Below are 13,392 nucleotides of genomic sequence, written 5' to 3' on the forward strand. Positions count from 1 at the left end.
TATTTTTAATGCCATAAAGCCATTACAAAAATGTTTGTAATGGCTTTATTATTTTTGAAAGCGGTCACGTCCTAAAATAGCGATACATTAAAATCTAAGTGTAATGGAAACACCTACAAACATTAGTTATATAAAACATACCCAAAAGGACTATTCGCTTTCTTTTAAGCTACAAGTAGTAGAAGAAATCGAATCAGGACAACTCGATAGATTGCATGCTCACTTTAAATATAGTATTCAAACTAGATCAACAATTACCACATGGCTACGTAAATATAGTGCCTTTGTTTGGAAAAACTTATCGATTGTAAGCATGTTTAATACATCTGAACAGAAAAGTATAGAGCTAGAAGCAAAAGTTAAGTTACTTGAAAAGCAGAAAGCAAGAGTAGCATATCTAACAGAACGAGCAGATAAGAAAGTGATTGTTTTTGATTTATAACTTACATTCATGGAACAAATTTGGGAATTTATAACTGGTGTCGTTTGGTATTGGTATGTATTAGCTTTTATAGTCATCGTTGCGCTCTATGATATTTTTAATAAGAAACATATAATACTAAGAAACTTTCCTGTAGTTGGACACATCAGATATTGGTTAGAAAGTATAGGACCAGAATTGCGTCAATATATCGTTGCAAACAATCGAGAAGAACTGGCAGATATTATGAAAGCTACTGGAAAAGGACCAGATTTTATCACCGTTGATGGTGGTGAAGGAAGAGCTGGTGACGCACCACCTATTTTTGGAGTTCATGTTTCCCTACCATGGTTTTATGGTTTTAAGGATTTGTATCAAATTTTTCAGAAACGAGAAATGACACAAGACATCGTTTTTATTGCTTCTGGTAAATTAGGCTTTCCAGCAAAAGCGGCCATAGCATTTTATATGGGAGCAGATGTTATCAATGTAGCAAGAGAAGCAATAATTTCTATAGGCTGTATACAAGCACAGGCATGTCATAATAATACATGTCCTACTGGTATTGCCACACAAAATAAATGGTTACAACGAGGTATTGTTGTACCAGAAAAAGCAGACAGACTTGCAAGCTATTTTAAGAAGTTTAATAAGGAATTACTTGAAATAACACACGTTGCTGGATATGGGCATCCATGCCAGTTTGATATGCGTGACGTGGACGTAAGTGTAGGCGATAGCAACATGACCCAAACACTGTAACATACTTACAAGTATCAAAAAACACCAGTACCTTTTCAAAGCATGCAAGAATTGAAAAATTGTTTGCATCTGGGCGGAAAATGATTTCCTAATTCTTGGACTCATTTAAAATAACAGCTTATTTTTGAGCGTTCGGTTTTATCAACATAACATTATGCAAGAGACAGTTTTTTCATTATTCCAAACTTTATTACCAGCTTTTATTGTAGCTGTTATCGCTTATTACTTTCTATCTTCTTTTATGAAAAATGAAGAACGTAGAAGAAGGTTTATCACGGTTAGAGAATCGCAGGCAAAAACGCTTCCTACTCGCATGGCGGCTTATGAACGTTTGGTACTTTTTCTAGAAAGAATAAAACCAGCAAGTCTAGTGGTGCGTACAAAATCTGGTAGTATGAACAAGGCAGATTATGAGCAAAGTTTAATTGCCGCCATAGAAGTCGAATTTGAGCACAACATAGCACAACAGGTTTATGTTAGTGAAGAATGCTGGAACATCATTAGAGCAGCAAAAAACACAACGATACAGAAAATACGTCAGGTTTCTATGAGCGATAAAGTCACCACCGCTGACGGTTTGCGACAGGCGATTATTAACGAACTTATGGACAAGCGTGCTCCTAGCGCAACTGCAATTAGTTTTTTAAAGACAGAGGTAAACGACTTGTTTTAATACGTCTATTTTGTAACTAATTTAATCCTAGTATCTTTTTTAGCTTTTGCTGATTAGAGATTTCAAAATCGGTCAATGCGTTATTTATAAAAAACTTGCCGTCTTTTCTTTTGTACTGCGCCTTTAAAATACCGCGAGCATTTTCGTAAAATCGCCATACATGATGTAAACTGGCCTGCATCAAATCTTTATAATTTTGCTGGCTCATTGCATTAAGATTGATTAGATAATCAAAAGCTGCTGTTCTAGTTTCAGTACTGTATTGAGCACCTGTATAGGATTGCAATCTAATCAATAGAGGCAATAATTCTTCGTTTGAATATCCCGTTGAATTAAGTGCGAGAACATTCCATGACATATCAAGAGTTGGATTTACTTCACTCCATTGGGACTTTGCATTTTCTAGAACTTCTCTTTTTTCAAGAGAATCATTCCATAATAGAAACAATGCAGCTTCTCTAGTCACATAAGACGGATCGTTAAGCATACCGCTGATCAAATCTCGATTATATTCATTTAATTCTTGTGTACTTAAAACAATCAGCTGATTCACCTCAACGTTCTTTAACGCAGCAGCTTGTTTTAGAAGATCGTATTTTTTTATGTTATCATGAATGCTTAGCTGGGCAACCATTTCCTTCACAAACTCGATTTCTACTGGTTTCTGAAGCGTTTCTTGGTATGAATTATACGACTCATCAAAAGTGGAAATACGCCTTGCGGCAAGTTGAAAATATTGTTCCATTATCGGTTCTTTTCTCAATATTTTCAAAGCTTCGGCAGTAGGAAACACATCAGAGGTCAACCAGGTGGTTGTAAACTCTGTTAGATCTTCTTTACTCACCTCTTCTACTACATCCAGAAAACTAGAAGTATCCACGTTTTTAAATTTATTTTTAAGCAGGTACCGTGTTACGCTTTCGCGAAAGCTGAACGCTCCAACTTTATCTTTCAATGCATGTAATGCCCAGGCACCATGTTGATAAAACGTTAGTGAATTTGCCTTTGGATCTAATAATGCCGTACTCTTTCCTTTTGAAGTTTGCTCATTTAAAGCTTCGGCATACTCATATAATTGGATTTGAAAATAAGAATTACCGTATAAGTGTTTTTCTGCTAGTAAGGCATAATAACTAGCAAATCCTTCATGCAACCAATGGTGTTTTGCATCTGTTTCTGTCACTAAATCGCCGAACCATTGATGTGCTAATTCATGTGCATTTACATTTATATAACTGCGATCATTTGCACCTAATTCATCTGTAAAGAACTGATCGTTAAAAATAGTCAACCCAGTATTTTCCATACCAGAATACAAAAAATCCTTAACAGGAACTTGCTTATAATTTTGCCATGGATAAGAAACACCTATTTCATTTTCTAAAAAATCAAATATTTTTCTAGAATTATGGTAGGTAGGATCTACTTTAAATTCCTGACCTGCATAGTAATAAAACTCTAATGGCACGCCAGATAAACTAATCTCTTTTTTCACTTGATAATCGCCTACAGCAATAGCCAAAAGATAACTAGACATAGGGTTTTCCATTTGATATGTCCATATCTTTTGAGATGTAGAAGGTTGCATTTTTTCAAGTTTCCCATTTGCGATAACCGTTTTATCATCTGGTGCAGTAATTTGTAGCGACCAGGTTATTTTATCGTTCATATTATCGATACTAGGTAACCAATTACTGGTGTATTTGCCTTGCCCTTGCGTCCATAATTGATCCCATTTGCGATCGTCATCTTCATCAATATGATACATTGCCTTTGATGGATAACTAGTAAATGAAACATGAAGTTGTTGAGAAGTGCCTGATTTGAATGGGTGTTGAATCGTTATCGTTTCTCCGTTATAAATAACTTTTACTTCTTTGTTATTTAAAGTAGCCGTATAACTGACTAGATTCTTTGCATCCAAAAATATGGAAGGAGTATCGTTTAAGATGTTTATGCGATAGGTCACATTACCTTTAACTTCTGTAGAGTTTTCATCAAGCAGGATATCGACTTTTGCCGTCTCAAAATCTACTACATTCAATTGGCTTGAAGTATTCTGAGAAGTAGCAATAAATAAGGTAAATAACGTGATTAATAAGGTCCATTTCATAGAAGCGAAAAATACAAAAGATGTACCACAACTAGATGAACCTTGCGGAAGCTTAACCTTTATTAACTTTTTAGGTTCGTAATTCATTATTTTCACCACAGACCTACTACTCAAAGAATAGAAACCTTTATTTTCGTGATCTAAATAATACGATACCTTGTACGAGAATAACTTTCCACATAAGCGATTCAAAATCACGCTAGAATTTCTAGAAAAACATATTTCTAAAACAGATCATATTCTTGATCTAGGTGTGGAAAATCCATTTTCTAAAATTATGAAAACGGCTGGTTATAAGGTCCAAAACACTACAGGAATAGATCTAGATGATGATGTGAGCGAAATAAAAAACTTTAAGGGTGAAGTCGTTACAGCTTTTGAAATTTTTGAACATCTAGTTTCTCCCTATACTTCTCTTAAGGCCATTCCCTGTGATAAATGTGTGATTAGTGTTCCTTTAAAATTATGGTTTTCTAGCGCTTATCGCAATAAGAACGATATAAGAGATCAACATTATCATGAATTTGAACCATGGCAGCTGGATTATGTATTAGAAAAAGCAGGCTGGAAAGTTATGGACCGTGAAAAGTTTACAAACCCTGTAAAGAAATTAGGTATACGACCTTTATTAAGAAAATTTACAGATCGTTATTATCTAGTGTATTGTGAACGCGTAAATAAATAATTGGTTTTGAAAATAGCCATAATTATACCAGCTCATAATGAAGAGCAATTTATAAGACTAACGCTAGATAGCCTTGCATCACAGTCGTTTCTTGTTTCAAAAATTATTGTTGTTGATGATAATTCTACAGATGCAACTTTTGAAATAGCTAGTTCTTACTCTACTTATTTACCCATTCAAGTAGTCCAAACTTCATCTAGCGCTCAAAATATACCTGGTTCTAAAGTAATTAATGCCTTTAACTTTGGTCTTTCTCAAATATCGATAAAGGATTTTGACATTATTTGTAAATATGACGCCGATTTAATTTTTACGTCTAATTACATAGAGGTTTTAGTATCTCGCTTTCGCGAAAGCGAGAAAACAGGAATGGTTGCCGGACATTGTACCATTGAAAAAAATGGAAGTTGGGAAATTGAAAATCAAAACAATCCAGATCACATACGCGGTGCTTTGAAAGCCTACCGTAAAGAGTGCTTTGAACAAATAGGTGGTTTAAGACCTTCGATCGGTTGGGACACCATCGATGAAATGCTAGCACGATTTTACGGTTGGGAAGTCGTTACCATTCCAGATTTACATGTAAAACATTTAAAACCTACCGGTGCAGCATATAACTCAAAGTCCAAATACTTGCAGGGCGAGGCTTTCTTTAAAATGCGTTATGGATGGTGGCTCACTTTTATTACTGCTGCAAAGATGGCTTGGAATAAAAAGCAAATAAAATTAATACCAGATTACGTCAAGGGTTATCAATTAGCACAAAAAAAGAACCTTGCTCATTTAGTAACAAAAGAGCAAGGTCAGTTTATAAGAAACTACCGCTGGCACGGTATTAAATCTAAATTAGGTTTATCACCTAGAAATTAAATGCAAGACCTAGGGCAACAGTGAACTGGTTATACAATTCTTCTGAAGGCGTTAAATCTTCTGTTTTATATTTAGCAAGTGGAAAAGCAGCTTCAGAAAAGATTCCAAAACCGTCAGTGAAAAAATATCTAGCACCTAGATGACCGCCAAAGCTTTTAGAACTAAAATGAAGTCCTGGATATACATCAAACATAGGGTCGATATTTATGACATCTCCTATGTTTGCATTGAAACGTAATTTTAAGGTTGCTCTTTCATCAAAATCTGCATCAATAGAATCATCTAAACCTAGAGCATAATTTACACCTAATCCGATTGAAAAATTTTGTGCGATTCCATAATCATAGGATCCTTGAATACCAGTAGCTCCATCTTGAAAATCGGCCCCAATTTGTACTTTTTGATCTCCTTTTCCAGAATAAATTTGTGCGTTTGCGACCATGCTAGCCATTAAAGCTACAACAAAAATTATTTTTTTCATATTTGGGTTTTGGTTTAAGATGGCACAAATATACTATTATCAAGTTAAAAGCGTCCTAATGTTTAAGCACATCATTTATTGGATTTCCAGTAGCACCGTTAGGAAAACCAATCTTTAATAAACTAGAAATGGTAGGTGCAACATCTATAATCTCTGTTCTTTTACTACTCGATCCTTTGCGTATACCATTACCATAAAATAATAAAGGTACGTGCGTATCATAGCTTTGTGAACTTCCATGAGTAGATCCTGTTTTAGAATAGGAAATGACTGCTGGCTCTAAGACATAAATGACATCACCACTGCGCTTGTGATGAAAACCGTTTTGGATCAAATAACCAGTACCGTCATGCATTTGTCCAGAAACCAGTGCATTTCTTGTATAGGCTTTATCAATTTGATCGTAATCTGTGATTTTTGAAGCAATAAAGTTTTCTAAATCAATTGGATTGATATCATTAAGGGAAAGGCTAGCTTTATTAAAAAATATCTGATTGTTAGAAATATTTGAAATTAAATCTTCTTGATTATATTCTTCTTTCAGGTCCTTTTCTAATTGTTTTTTGAAAGAAGAAGTACTAAAATAACCTGCATTTATCTTTTGGCTTTGTAAAAATGCTGGGTTGTGAACTGCTCCATGATCTGCTGTTAAAAAAACAGTATATTTTCCTTCTCCTACTTCTTGATCCAACGATTCTAGCAAACGTTCTATATCACGATCTAGTCTTAAATAGGTATCCTCTATTTCAATAGAATTTACCCCATATTGATGACCTATATAATCTGTACTAGAAAAACTAACAGCAAGAAAGTCAGTGATATCATCCTTACCCATTTCTTCTTTTATTAGTGCTTCAATAGCAAAATCTGCAACAATCGTATTACCGTAAGGCGTTGCTTTTATTAGACTGTAATTTCCATTATCAGATCTTAACGTATTGAGATCATAAGGAAAAACCGCATCTTCCTTACCTCTAGGCGCTTTTTCAAATTTATTCAAATCGCTACCACTAGCTGTATAAGTGCTTATAGGATATAATGTTTCCCAAGTTTTTAAGTACTCATTTGCTTTTTTAACGGCATTAAAATCAATTACCCATTGAGGCAAGGTATTCATGTAAAAAGTACTAGAAATGAAATTACCTGCATCGCCGCCTTCAAACCAGTAGGCAGCATCTGCCGCATGACCTGCAGGCAAGATAGCACCACGATCCTTTATGGAAATACCTATAACTTTTGCTCTTCCTTGAGTATGCAATTCTAGTTGATCAGTTACCGTGGTGGTTAACATTCTACGTGGTGACATTTTACCTTCATCGCTAGTTGTTCCTACACTATTGTAATCAACATCACTAGCATTGTAAATAACACTACCTTCAAATTTATCATACCAGTTGTTACCTATAATACCATGGTTCATAGGTGAAGTTCCTGTATAAATAGACGCATGACCTGGCGCTGTATAAGTAGGTACAAAATTGTAATGATTATTGGTTAAATTATAACCATCGTTCATTAATCTTTTGAAACCACCAGTACCGTATCGACTGTAAAACCTACTTAAGTAATCATAACGCATTTGATCCACCACAATTCCAACAACAAGTTTTGGAGTATCTAATTGTGAAGACTTTATGATAGATTCATCTTGTGCATCTGTTGGATAGGTATTCGTGTCTTGCTTTCGCGAAAGCGTGCCACAAGAAGCTAAAAAAACGAAAATAAAGATAAGAGAAAGTAAGTTTTTCATCAGTTGTATTTTATTGCAAAAGTAACCCAAGAAAAAATGAAGAAGTTTAAGAAAGCATTAAATTGTGTACTGATATTTTTATCTATTTTTACCAACCATGAGATTCTTAAAACACATAGGTCGTTATATGATTATGCTTTATGGCGTTTTTAGACGACCAACCAAAGCAATAGTTCTTAAAGAACTTATTTTAAAAGAAATAGATGATCTTATCATAGGATCGATAGGTATAACTGCGTTCATCTCGTTATTTATGGGTGCGGTAGTGGCACTGCAAACTGCTTTAAATCTTGATAATCCTCTTATTCCTAAGTCTTTAATAGGATTTGCTACTAGACAATCCATTATACTTGAGTTTGCTCCTACCTTTATTTCTGTAATTATGGCTGGAAAAGTAGGTTCCTACATCACTTCAAGTATAGGTTCTATGAGAGTTACTGAGCAAATTGACGCTCTAGAAGTTATGGGTATTAACCCTTTAAATTATTTGATCTTTCCTAAAATTGTAGCTTTACTCTTTTATCCATTTTTGATTGCTATTATCATGTTTGTTGGTATAGGTGGTGGTTATCTAGCTGCGGTTTATGGAGGTCTTGCTAGTAATGAAGATTTCATTGTTGGACTTCAAGAGAACTTTATACCATATCAGATAGTTTATGCTTTCATTAAGACAATGATATTTGGTATCATTCTAGCCACTATACCTAGTTATCATGGCTACTATATGGAAGGTGGAGCACTAGAAGTAGGTAAAGCCAGTACAACTAGTTTTGTATGGACCTGTGTAGCTATAATCATCGCAAATTATATTTTAACTCAATTACTTTTAAGCTAATGATACAAGTAAACGACTTATGTAAAAGTTTTGGGGAAGATGAAATACTTAAAGGTATAACCGCGACTTTTGAAAAAGGAAAAACAAATATGATCATAGGCTCAAGTGGCTCTGGGAAATCTGTTTTTCTAAAAAACATGTTAGGTTTATTTATACCTGATTCTGGTGAGATTATTTATGATGGTGAAGCGTTAAACGAAATGGAAATTGAGCGCAAAAGTGACTTGCGTAAAGACATGGGAATGCTTTTTCAACATAGCGCGCTATTTGATTCACTTACAGTAGAAGAAAATATTATGTTTCCGTTGAGAATGTTTACTAAAATGAGACTTAATGAAAGACGGGAAAAAGCAAGCGAAATTTTAGAAAGAGTAAATCTAGTAAACCTCAACAAAAAAATGCCCAGCGAGATCTCTGGTGGGCAACAAAAACGTGTAGCACTAGCTAGAGCCGTTGTTAACAATCCAAAGTTCTTATTTTGTGATGAGCCCAACTCTGGTCTAGATCCTAAAACCGCAACGGTAATTGATAACCTTATCCAAGAAATAACACATGAACGTAACATTACCACAGTAATTATATCTCACGACATGAATTCTGTTATGGAAATAGGAGAAACTATCGTGTTTCTTAAGGATGGTAAACTGGCATGGAAAGGAACTAATAAAGAAATTTTTAAAACAGATAATGAAGCCGTTACTGATTTTGTTTATAGTTCTAACCTTTTCAAAAAAGTTCGTATTGCCCAAAACGAAGGATTTTAGGCGAATTTTAATTTATTATTATTTTTGTTAATTTTAATATAACTGGATGTTAATTAATTTGCCATCCCGTATTTTTAAAAGCTAAATTATGGTAATATGATAGGTAATAAAATTAAATGGTCGGTAGGGTTAATATTAGTTATTTTGTTAATTGTAGCAACTAATTTTATTGATAGGAATAACTTCCAGCGTATTCAAGATTCTGTTTATTCTATTTATGAAGATCGATTAATCGCAAAAGATTATATTTTTGATATACAGTTACAAATACATGAAAAAGAACTTCTTCTAGCTGATAAAAATGATTCTATTTATTTTTCAAAACGTTCTGTAGGGAATAAAGAAATAGCAAATCTTGTAGATGGATTTTCTAATACTACCTTGATAAGAGAAGAAAAAAGGGTTTTTGCAAATTTAAAAGAAGAAGTAGATGCCTTATTTAAGATGGAAGCTACTTATTTGAACAACTCAAATAAAACACCTGATGCTAGCTCATTAAAATCACAATTAAACACTATAAGTAATTCTTTAAGCGACTTATCTGATATTCAAATAGCAGAAGGAAAAAGACAAATGCAAGTCGGAAAAAAAGCTATAGAATCTGTAGAACTATTAACCCAATTAGAAATTTGGATTATGGTGGTTTTAGGAATAATTGTTCAATTTATTATTCTTTACAATCCTAAAAAAGACTAGGACACCACTAAATAAAATTACTTTCAGACTAGAAAAGTCCTTTTAAAATCTAAAGATTTCAAAAGGACTTTTTATTTTTTTTAATTAAAAGCATTGATCAACACTACTCTACCGTTTTAGATGGTATTTGAGTTTCTTTTTTGGTGCTTTCTACAGGTATAGTAAAACTGCGTTTGATCTCATTCACCTTTAATTTTTCTGTCTGTAAACGGTAGCTTAACCATTTTCCTATACGAGTTTTTATTTCTACACGATTAGGAACGGTCAATGTTGTGTCATTAAAAATGATATTATAAATCGCAATAGTATCTACCTGCTGAGTAATAAAGTCCTTATTGATGGACTCTGCATAACTCATACTAGATATTTGAGGATAATTTAGTCGTACTTCTTCACTTAATCTATTAAAGTCTTTTTCCTGCTCATTTGCCTTTCTCAACTCATTTTCTAATGCAGCAATGCGCACATCTTTGTTTTGGATCAATCTTAATTTATCTATGAGTTCTTCTTGAACGACTTCTACACCTTCATTATTTTCAGTAGGCAAAGAACTACCTTGATAAAATCGTACCGTAGATTCTTCTAGACCTTTTTGTAATGTAAATTTCTTTTCCCATTCCTTTAGAACATCTACAGGAACCGGCTCACCAACCATCCATATATCTAACATATTAGGATCCTTTTCATTCCAATCATAACTAGGACGCATCCCATCAAACTCTACATAGTTCTCAATAAATTTTGCGCCAGCAGCTTTTTTCACTTCTTCTTGATACAGTTGATAGAACAACCACACAGAAGGTAATAAAACTAAAAAACCAATCAATGAAGCAATGCGAGAAACACGTTTACGTTTTGCTTGATTAGCATATTTCACCATCGGAAACTTAAGAAGTTTACAAACTAAAAAAGTAGCTAATGCAATAAATACAGCGTTAATACAAAACAAATACATCGCACCTCCAAAGACTTTTAAACTTCCAGTAGCAATTCCAAATCCTGCAGTACATAAGGGTGGCATTAATGCCGTGGCTATCGCTACACCAGCAATAGCATTAGAAATAGTTCCTTTTTTTGCTTTGGCAACAATAAGTGCAAGACCTCCAAAAATAGCTATCAAAACATCCAAAATAGTAGGAAAAGTCCTTGCCTTTAATTCATCCGTAATACCATTAATAGGTGCAATAAGAAAATATAAGCAGGCTGTCAATAAGGAAAGACCTACCATTACAATTAAATTGATCCATGAACGACGTAACATAATAGCGTCATTTATAGCAGTCCCTAAACCCATTCCAACAATAGGTCCCATAAGTGGCGATATTAACATCGCTCCTATTACTACAGGTGTTGAATTTGCGTGCAAACCTATGGAGGCTACAAAAATGGAAAATATTAGAATCCAGGCATTATGTCCTTGAAATGAGATATCTTTTCTAACCGCTTCAATAGTCTCATCTCTATCAGAATCCTGTCTAATGTCCAGCAACTCATGTAAAAAAGCCATGATGTTATCCCATATTCCAGAAATACGTTGCTGATTTGAATCTAAATTACTATCAATAGTAGACTCTTGCTGCTGTGGCTCTTGTTGTTCCATTACCCTATTTCTTTACCATATTTATCCATGGCAATATTGCGTATTTCTTTGATCTCTTGTTCGGCAGTTTTCGGAATGATCATTAAAACATCATCTTGATCAATAACAATATAATCTTCCATGCCTTGAATAATCACTTTCTTTCCAGCTGCGGTTCTTACCATATTCCCATTAGAATTAATGGATGTAACGCTAGCATTAATAATAGCATTTGCATCTTCATTCTTGTCTAGCTTGTCGTACAATGAGCCCCAAGTTCCTAAATCATTCCAGGAAAACCGAGCTGGTAAAACATATACGGCATCACTTTTCTCCATTATGGCATAATCGACAGAAATGTTTTCTGCTTTTGGATAATTTTCTGAGAGCCATTTAGTTTCTTGTGCAGAATTAAAAACAGATAATCCATTTTCAAACAATGTAAATAATTGAGGTTGCGCTTTCGCGAAAGCGGATACCACACCATCTACATTCCATATAAAGATACCTGCGTTCCATAAGAAATTACCTGCTGCAATAAACTCTTGAGCAGTTTCTAGATTAGGCTTTTCTCTAAATTGAGAGACCTTTTTAATTTGATTCTCTTCTTTATTATATTCGATATATCCATAACCAGTATTAGGAGATGTAGGCTGTATACCTAATGTCATTAATGCTTTGGGATTGTCTTTGCAAAATTGAAATGCGGTTGCAAGATCTTCATTGAATATATCTTGCTGTGCAATGTAATGATCACTAGGCGCGACTATCATACTCGCATCAGGATTCATTTTCTGAATTTTTAAAGCAGCTAATAAAATACAAGGAGCTGTATTGCGCATCGCAGGCTCTGCAACAATGTTACTAAAGTTCATCTCTGGTAACTGTTCTTTTACCAGGTCTACATAATCTTCATTAGTCAGAACTAGTATTTGCTGTGAAGGTATTTGCTGTTTCAAACGATCAAAGGTCATTTGTAGTAAGGATTTTCCCATACCTAGCATATCATGAAATTGCTTAGGGAAAGTCTGTTTACTGACTGGCCAAAATCGAGAACCAACACCACCGGCCATTATAACTGCATACTTATTATTCATTACTGTGTCTTTAAAATAGTTACTTGTGCGTTAGGTTGAAAAAGATATACTTTCCCAGTGCTTATTTCTACACATTGATAACGCTTGCGCAGCTTTTCACCTTTTTGAAACTTCCGCCCACTAGGACCTACAAAAAGAGTCTGTTGTGGCAATTCAAAGATATAGCTTTTATCAGTTTCTAGATCATAAGATTTTAAAGCTATACTCATCATTGCATCCGTATCACTGCTCGCTTTTGGGTTTTTAAAATGTCGCGCTAGAACTGGCAACAAATCATTAGGAAAAATGTCTGGTCTTAAAAATGGAAGCATGAGTTTTTGAAAAGTATGCTTCCACTCTGCTCCATGCGGTTTTATTGTTCTCCCATATTTTTGAAAAGCCACTAAATGTGCGATTTCATGAACTAGAGTAATTGTAAAACGATATTTATTGAGGTTTGCATTTATGGTAATTCCATGAGAACCATCTGGATTTTTGCGATAATCTCCATGTCTCGTTTTACGCTCGTCTACGATTTTGAGATGTACCTGATTTTGCTGCAATAGTGCGGTCAATGGCGCAACTGCTAAACGAGGTAAATATTTTTCTAAAACACTCATAATTGTAAAACTATTCTTTTCTAACGATATAATAAATGATATTAGCATATCTTAAGTTATAACCGAT

13 protein-coding genes and 1 pseudogene are annotated in these 13,392 nt (G+C 34.2%); 8 read left to right on the forward strand and 6 right to left on the reverse strand.

Annotated features, from left to right (window positions below):
• Nucleotides 1-103 precede the first annotated feature (103 nt).
• The 3 genes and pseudogenes from ACTF54_RS11500 (at nucleotide 104) to ACTF54_RS11510 (ending at nucleotide 1,856) form a co-directional block, all read left to right on the forward strand.
• Nucleotides 104-442, forward strand: coding sequence for a hypothetical protein (locus ACTF54_RS11500; RefSeq protein WP_438969392.1), 339 nt, complete (start codon nucleotides 104-106; stop codon nucleotides 440-442).
• Nucleotides 443-451: 9 nt separating this feature from the next.
• Nucleotides 452-1,267 (forward strand): annotated as a pseudogene (locus ACTF54_RS11505) (glutamate synthase-related protein).
• Nucleotides 1,268-1,337: 70 nt separating this feature from the next.
• Nucleotides 1,338-1,856, forward strand: a complete 519-nt coding sequence (locus ACTF54_RS11510) for a hypothetical protein (protein WP_347197687.1) — start codon at nucleotides 1,338-1,340, stop codon at nucleotides 1,854-1,856.
• Between the two features lie 16 nt (nucleotides 1,857-1,872).
• Here ACTF54_RS11510 and ACTF54_RS11515 read toward each other — a convergent pair whose 3' ends face one another.
• Complete coding sequence (locus ACTF54_RS11515) at nucleotides 1,873-4,056, reverse strand: M1 family metallopeptidase (protein WP_438969393.1); 2,184 nt, start codon at nucleotides 4,054-4,056, stop codon at nucleotides 1,873-1,875.
• 70 nt (nucleotides 4,057-4,126) lie between these two features.
• On the opposite strand from ACTF54_RS11515, the gene ACTF54_RS11520 reads away from it, so the two are divergent.
• Nucleotides 4,127-4,654: a methyltransferase gene (locus ACTF54_RS11520; protein WP_347197689.1), complete on the forward strand. Its 528-nt coding sequence runs from the start codon at nucleotides 4,127-4,129 to the stop codon at nucleotides 4,652-4,654.
• A 6-nt stretch (nucleotides 4,655-4,660) separates the two neighbouring features.
• Entirely contained in the window at nucleotides 4,661-5,524 is an 864-nt protein-coding gene (locus tag ACTF54_RS11525; RefSeq protein WP_438969394.1) for a glycosyltransferase, read from the forward strand.
• Here the strand turns inward: ACTF54_RS11525 and ACTF54_RS11530 are convergent.
• Nucleotides 5,514-6,005: a DUF6646 family protein gene (locus ACTF54_RS11530; RefSeq protein ID WP_347197691.1), complete on the reverse strand. Its 492-nt coding sequence runs from the start codon at nucleotides 6,003-6,005 to the stop codon at nucleotides 5,514-5,516. The two genes, ACTF54_RS11525 and ACTF54_RS11530, sit on opposite strands and share 11 nt — an antisense overlap.
• 55 nt (nucleotides 6,006-6,060) lie before the next feature.
• Entirely contained in the window at nucleotides 6,061-7,755 is a 1,695-nt protein-coding gene (gene pafA, locus ACTF54_RS11535) for an alkaline phosphatase PafA (RefSeq protein WP_347197692.1), read from the reverse strand.
• A gap of 97 nt (nucleotides 7,756-7,852) precedes the next feature.
• On the opposite strand from pafA, the gene ACTF54_RS11540 reads away from it, so the two are divergent.
• The 3 genes from ACTF54_RS11540 (at nucleotide 7,853) to ACTF54_RS11550 (ending at nucleotide 10,050) form a co-directional block, all read left to right on the forward strand.
• On the forward strand, nucleotides 7,853-8,590 hold the full coding sequence (locus ACTF54_RS11540) for an MlaE family ABC transporter permease (protein ID WP_347197693.1): 738 nt from the start codon (nucleotides 7,853-7,855) through the stop codon (nucleotides 8,588-8,590).
• Nucleotides 8,590-9,354: an ABC transporter ATP-binding protein gene (locus ACTF54_RS11545; protein WP_347197694.1), complete on the forward strand. Its 765-nt coding sequence runs from the start codon at nucleotides 8,590-8,592 to the stop codon at nucleotides 9,352-9,354. The genes ACTF54_RS11540 and ACTF54_RS11545 overlap by 1 nt, the downstream gene beginning before the upstream one ends.
• Nucleotides 9,355-9,450: 96 nt before the next feature.
• Nucleotides 9,451-10,050, forward strand: coding sequence for an MCP four helix bundle domain-containing protein (locus ACTF54_RS11550; protein ID WP_347197695.1), 600 nt, complete (start codon nucleotides 9,451-9,453; stop codon nucleotides 10,048-10,050).
• 103 nt (nucleotides 10,051-10,153) lie between these two features.
• Here ACTF54_RS11550 and ACTF54_RS11555 read toward each other — a convergent pair whose 3' ends face one another.
• Genes ACTF54_RS11555 through ACTF54_RS11565 form a run of 3 tightly spaced genes read right to left on the reverse strand, consistent with a single transcriptional unit; the run spans nucleotide 10,154 to nucleotide 13,373 of the window.
• Nucleotides 10,154-11,650 carry a DUF389 domain-containing protein gene (locus ACTF54_RS11555; protein ID WP_347197696.1) on the reverse strand — a complete coding sequence of 499 codons (1,497 nt, stop codon included), beginning with the start codon at nucleotides 11,648-11,650 and terminating at the stop codon, nucleotides 10,154-10,156.
• Nucleotides 11,650-12,726 carry a mannose-1-phosphate guanylyltransferase gene (locus tag ACTF54_RS11560; protein WP_438969395.1) on the reverse strand — a complete coding sequence of 359 codons (1,077 nt, stop codon included), beginning with the start codon at nucleotides 12,724-12,726 and terminating at the stop codon, nucleotides 11,650-11,652. The genes ACTF54_RS11555 and ACTF54_RS11560 overlap by 1 nt, the downstream gene beginning before the upstream one ends.
• Entirely contained in the window at nucleotides 12,726-13,373 is a 648-nt protein-coding gene (locus ACTF54_RS11565; protein WP_438969396.1) for a SprT-like domain-containing protein, read from the reverse strand. The genes ACTF54_RS11560 and ACTF54_RS11565 overlap by 1 nt, the downstream gene beginning before the upstream one ends.
• Nucleotides 13,374-13,392: the final 19 nt, after the last annotated feature.

Origin of the sequence: Nonlabens sp., from assembly GCF_965657255.1 — a bacterium.
Taxonomy (GTDB): domain Bacteria; phylum Bacteroidota; class Bacteroidia; order Flavobacteriales; family Flavobacteriaceae; genus Nonlabens.

Bases quoted from the DNA above. Each gene is read 5' to 3' on its own strand.
- ACTF54_RS11545 (WP_347197694.1), top strand. From the start codon at position 8,590: ATGATACAAGTAAACGACTTATGTAAAAGTTTTGGGGAAGATGAAATA.
- ACTF54_RS11555 (WP_347197696.1), bottom strand. From the start codon at position 11,650: ATGGAACAACAAGAGCCACAGCAGCAAGAGTCTACTATTGATAGTAAT.
- pafA (WP_347197692.1), bottom strand. From the start codon at position 7,755: ATGAAAAACTTACTTTCTCTTATCTTTATTTTCGTTTTTTTAGCTTCT.
- ACTF54_RS11530 (WP_347197691.1), bottom strand. From the start codon at position 6,005: ATGAAAAAAATAATTTTTGTTGTAGCTTTAATGGCTAGCATGGTCGCA.
- ACTF54_RS11540 (WP_347197693.1), top strand. From the start codon at position 7,853: ATGAGATTCTTAAAACACATAGGTCGTTATATGATTATGCTTTATGGC.
- ACTF54_RS11550 (WP_347197695.1), top strand. From the start codon at position 9,451: ATGATAGGTAATAAAATTAAATGGTCGGTAGGGTTAATATTAGTTATT.
- ACTF54_RS11500 (WP_438969392.1), top strand. From the start codon at position 104: ATGGAAACACCTACAAACATTAGTTATATAAAACATACCCAAAAGGAC.
- ACTF54_RS11565 (WP_438969396.1), bottom strand. From the start codon at position 13,373: ATGCTAATATCATTTATTATATCGTTAGAAAAGAATAGTTTTACAATT.
- ACTF54_RS11510 (WP_347197687.1), top strand. From the start codon at position 1,338: ATGCAAGAGACAGTTTTTTCATTATTCCAAACTTTATTACCAGCTTTT.
- ACTF54_RS11560 (WP_438969395.1), bottom strand. From the start codon at position 12,726: ATGAATAATAAGTATGCAGTTATAATGGCCGGTGGTGTTGGTTCTCGA.
- ACTF54_RS11515 (WP_438969393.1), bottom strand. From the start codon at position 4,056: ATGAATTACGAACCTAAAAAGTTAATAAAGGTTAAGCTTCCGCAAGGT.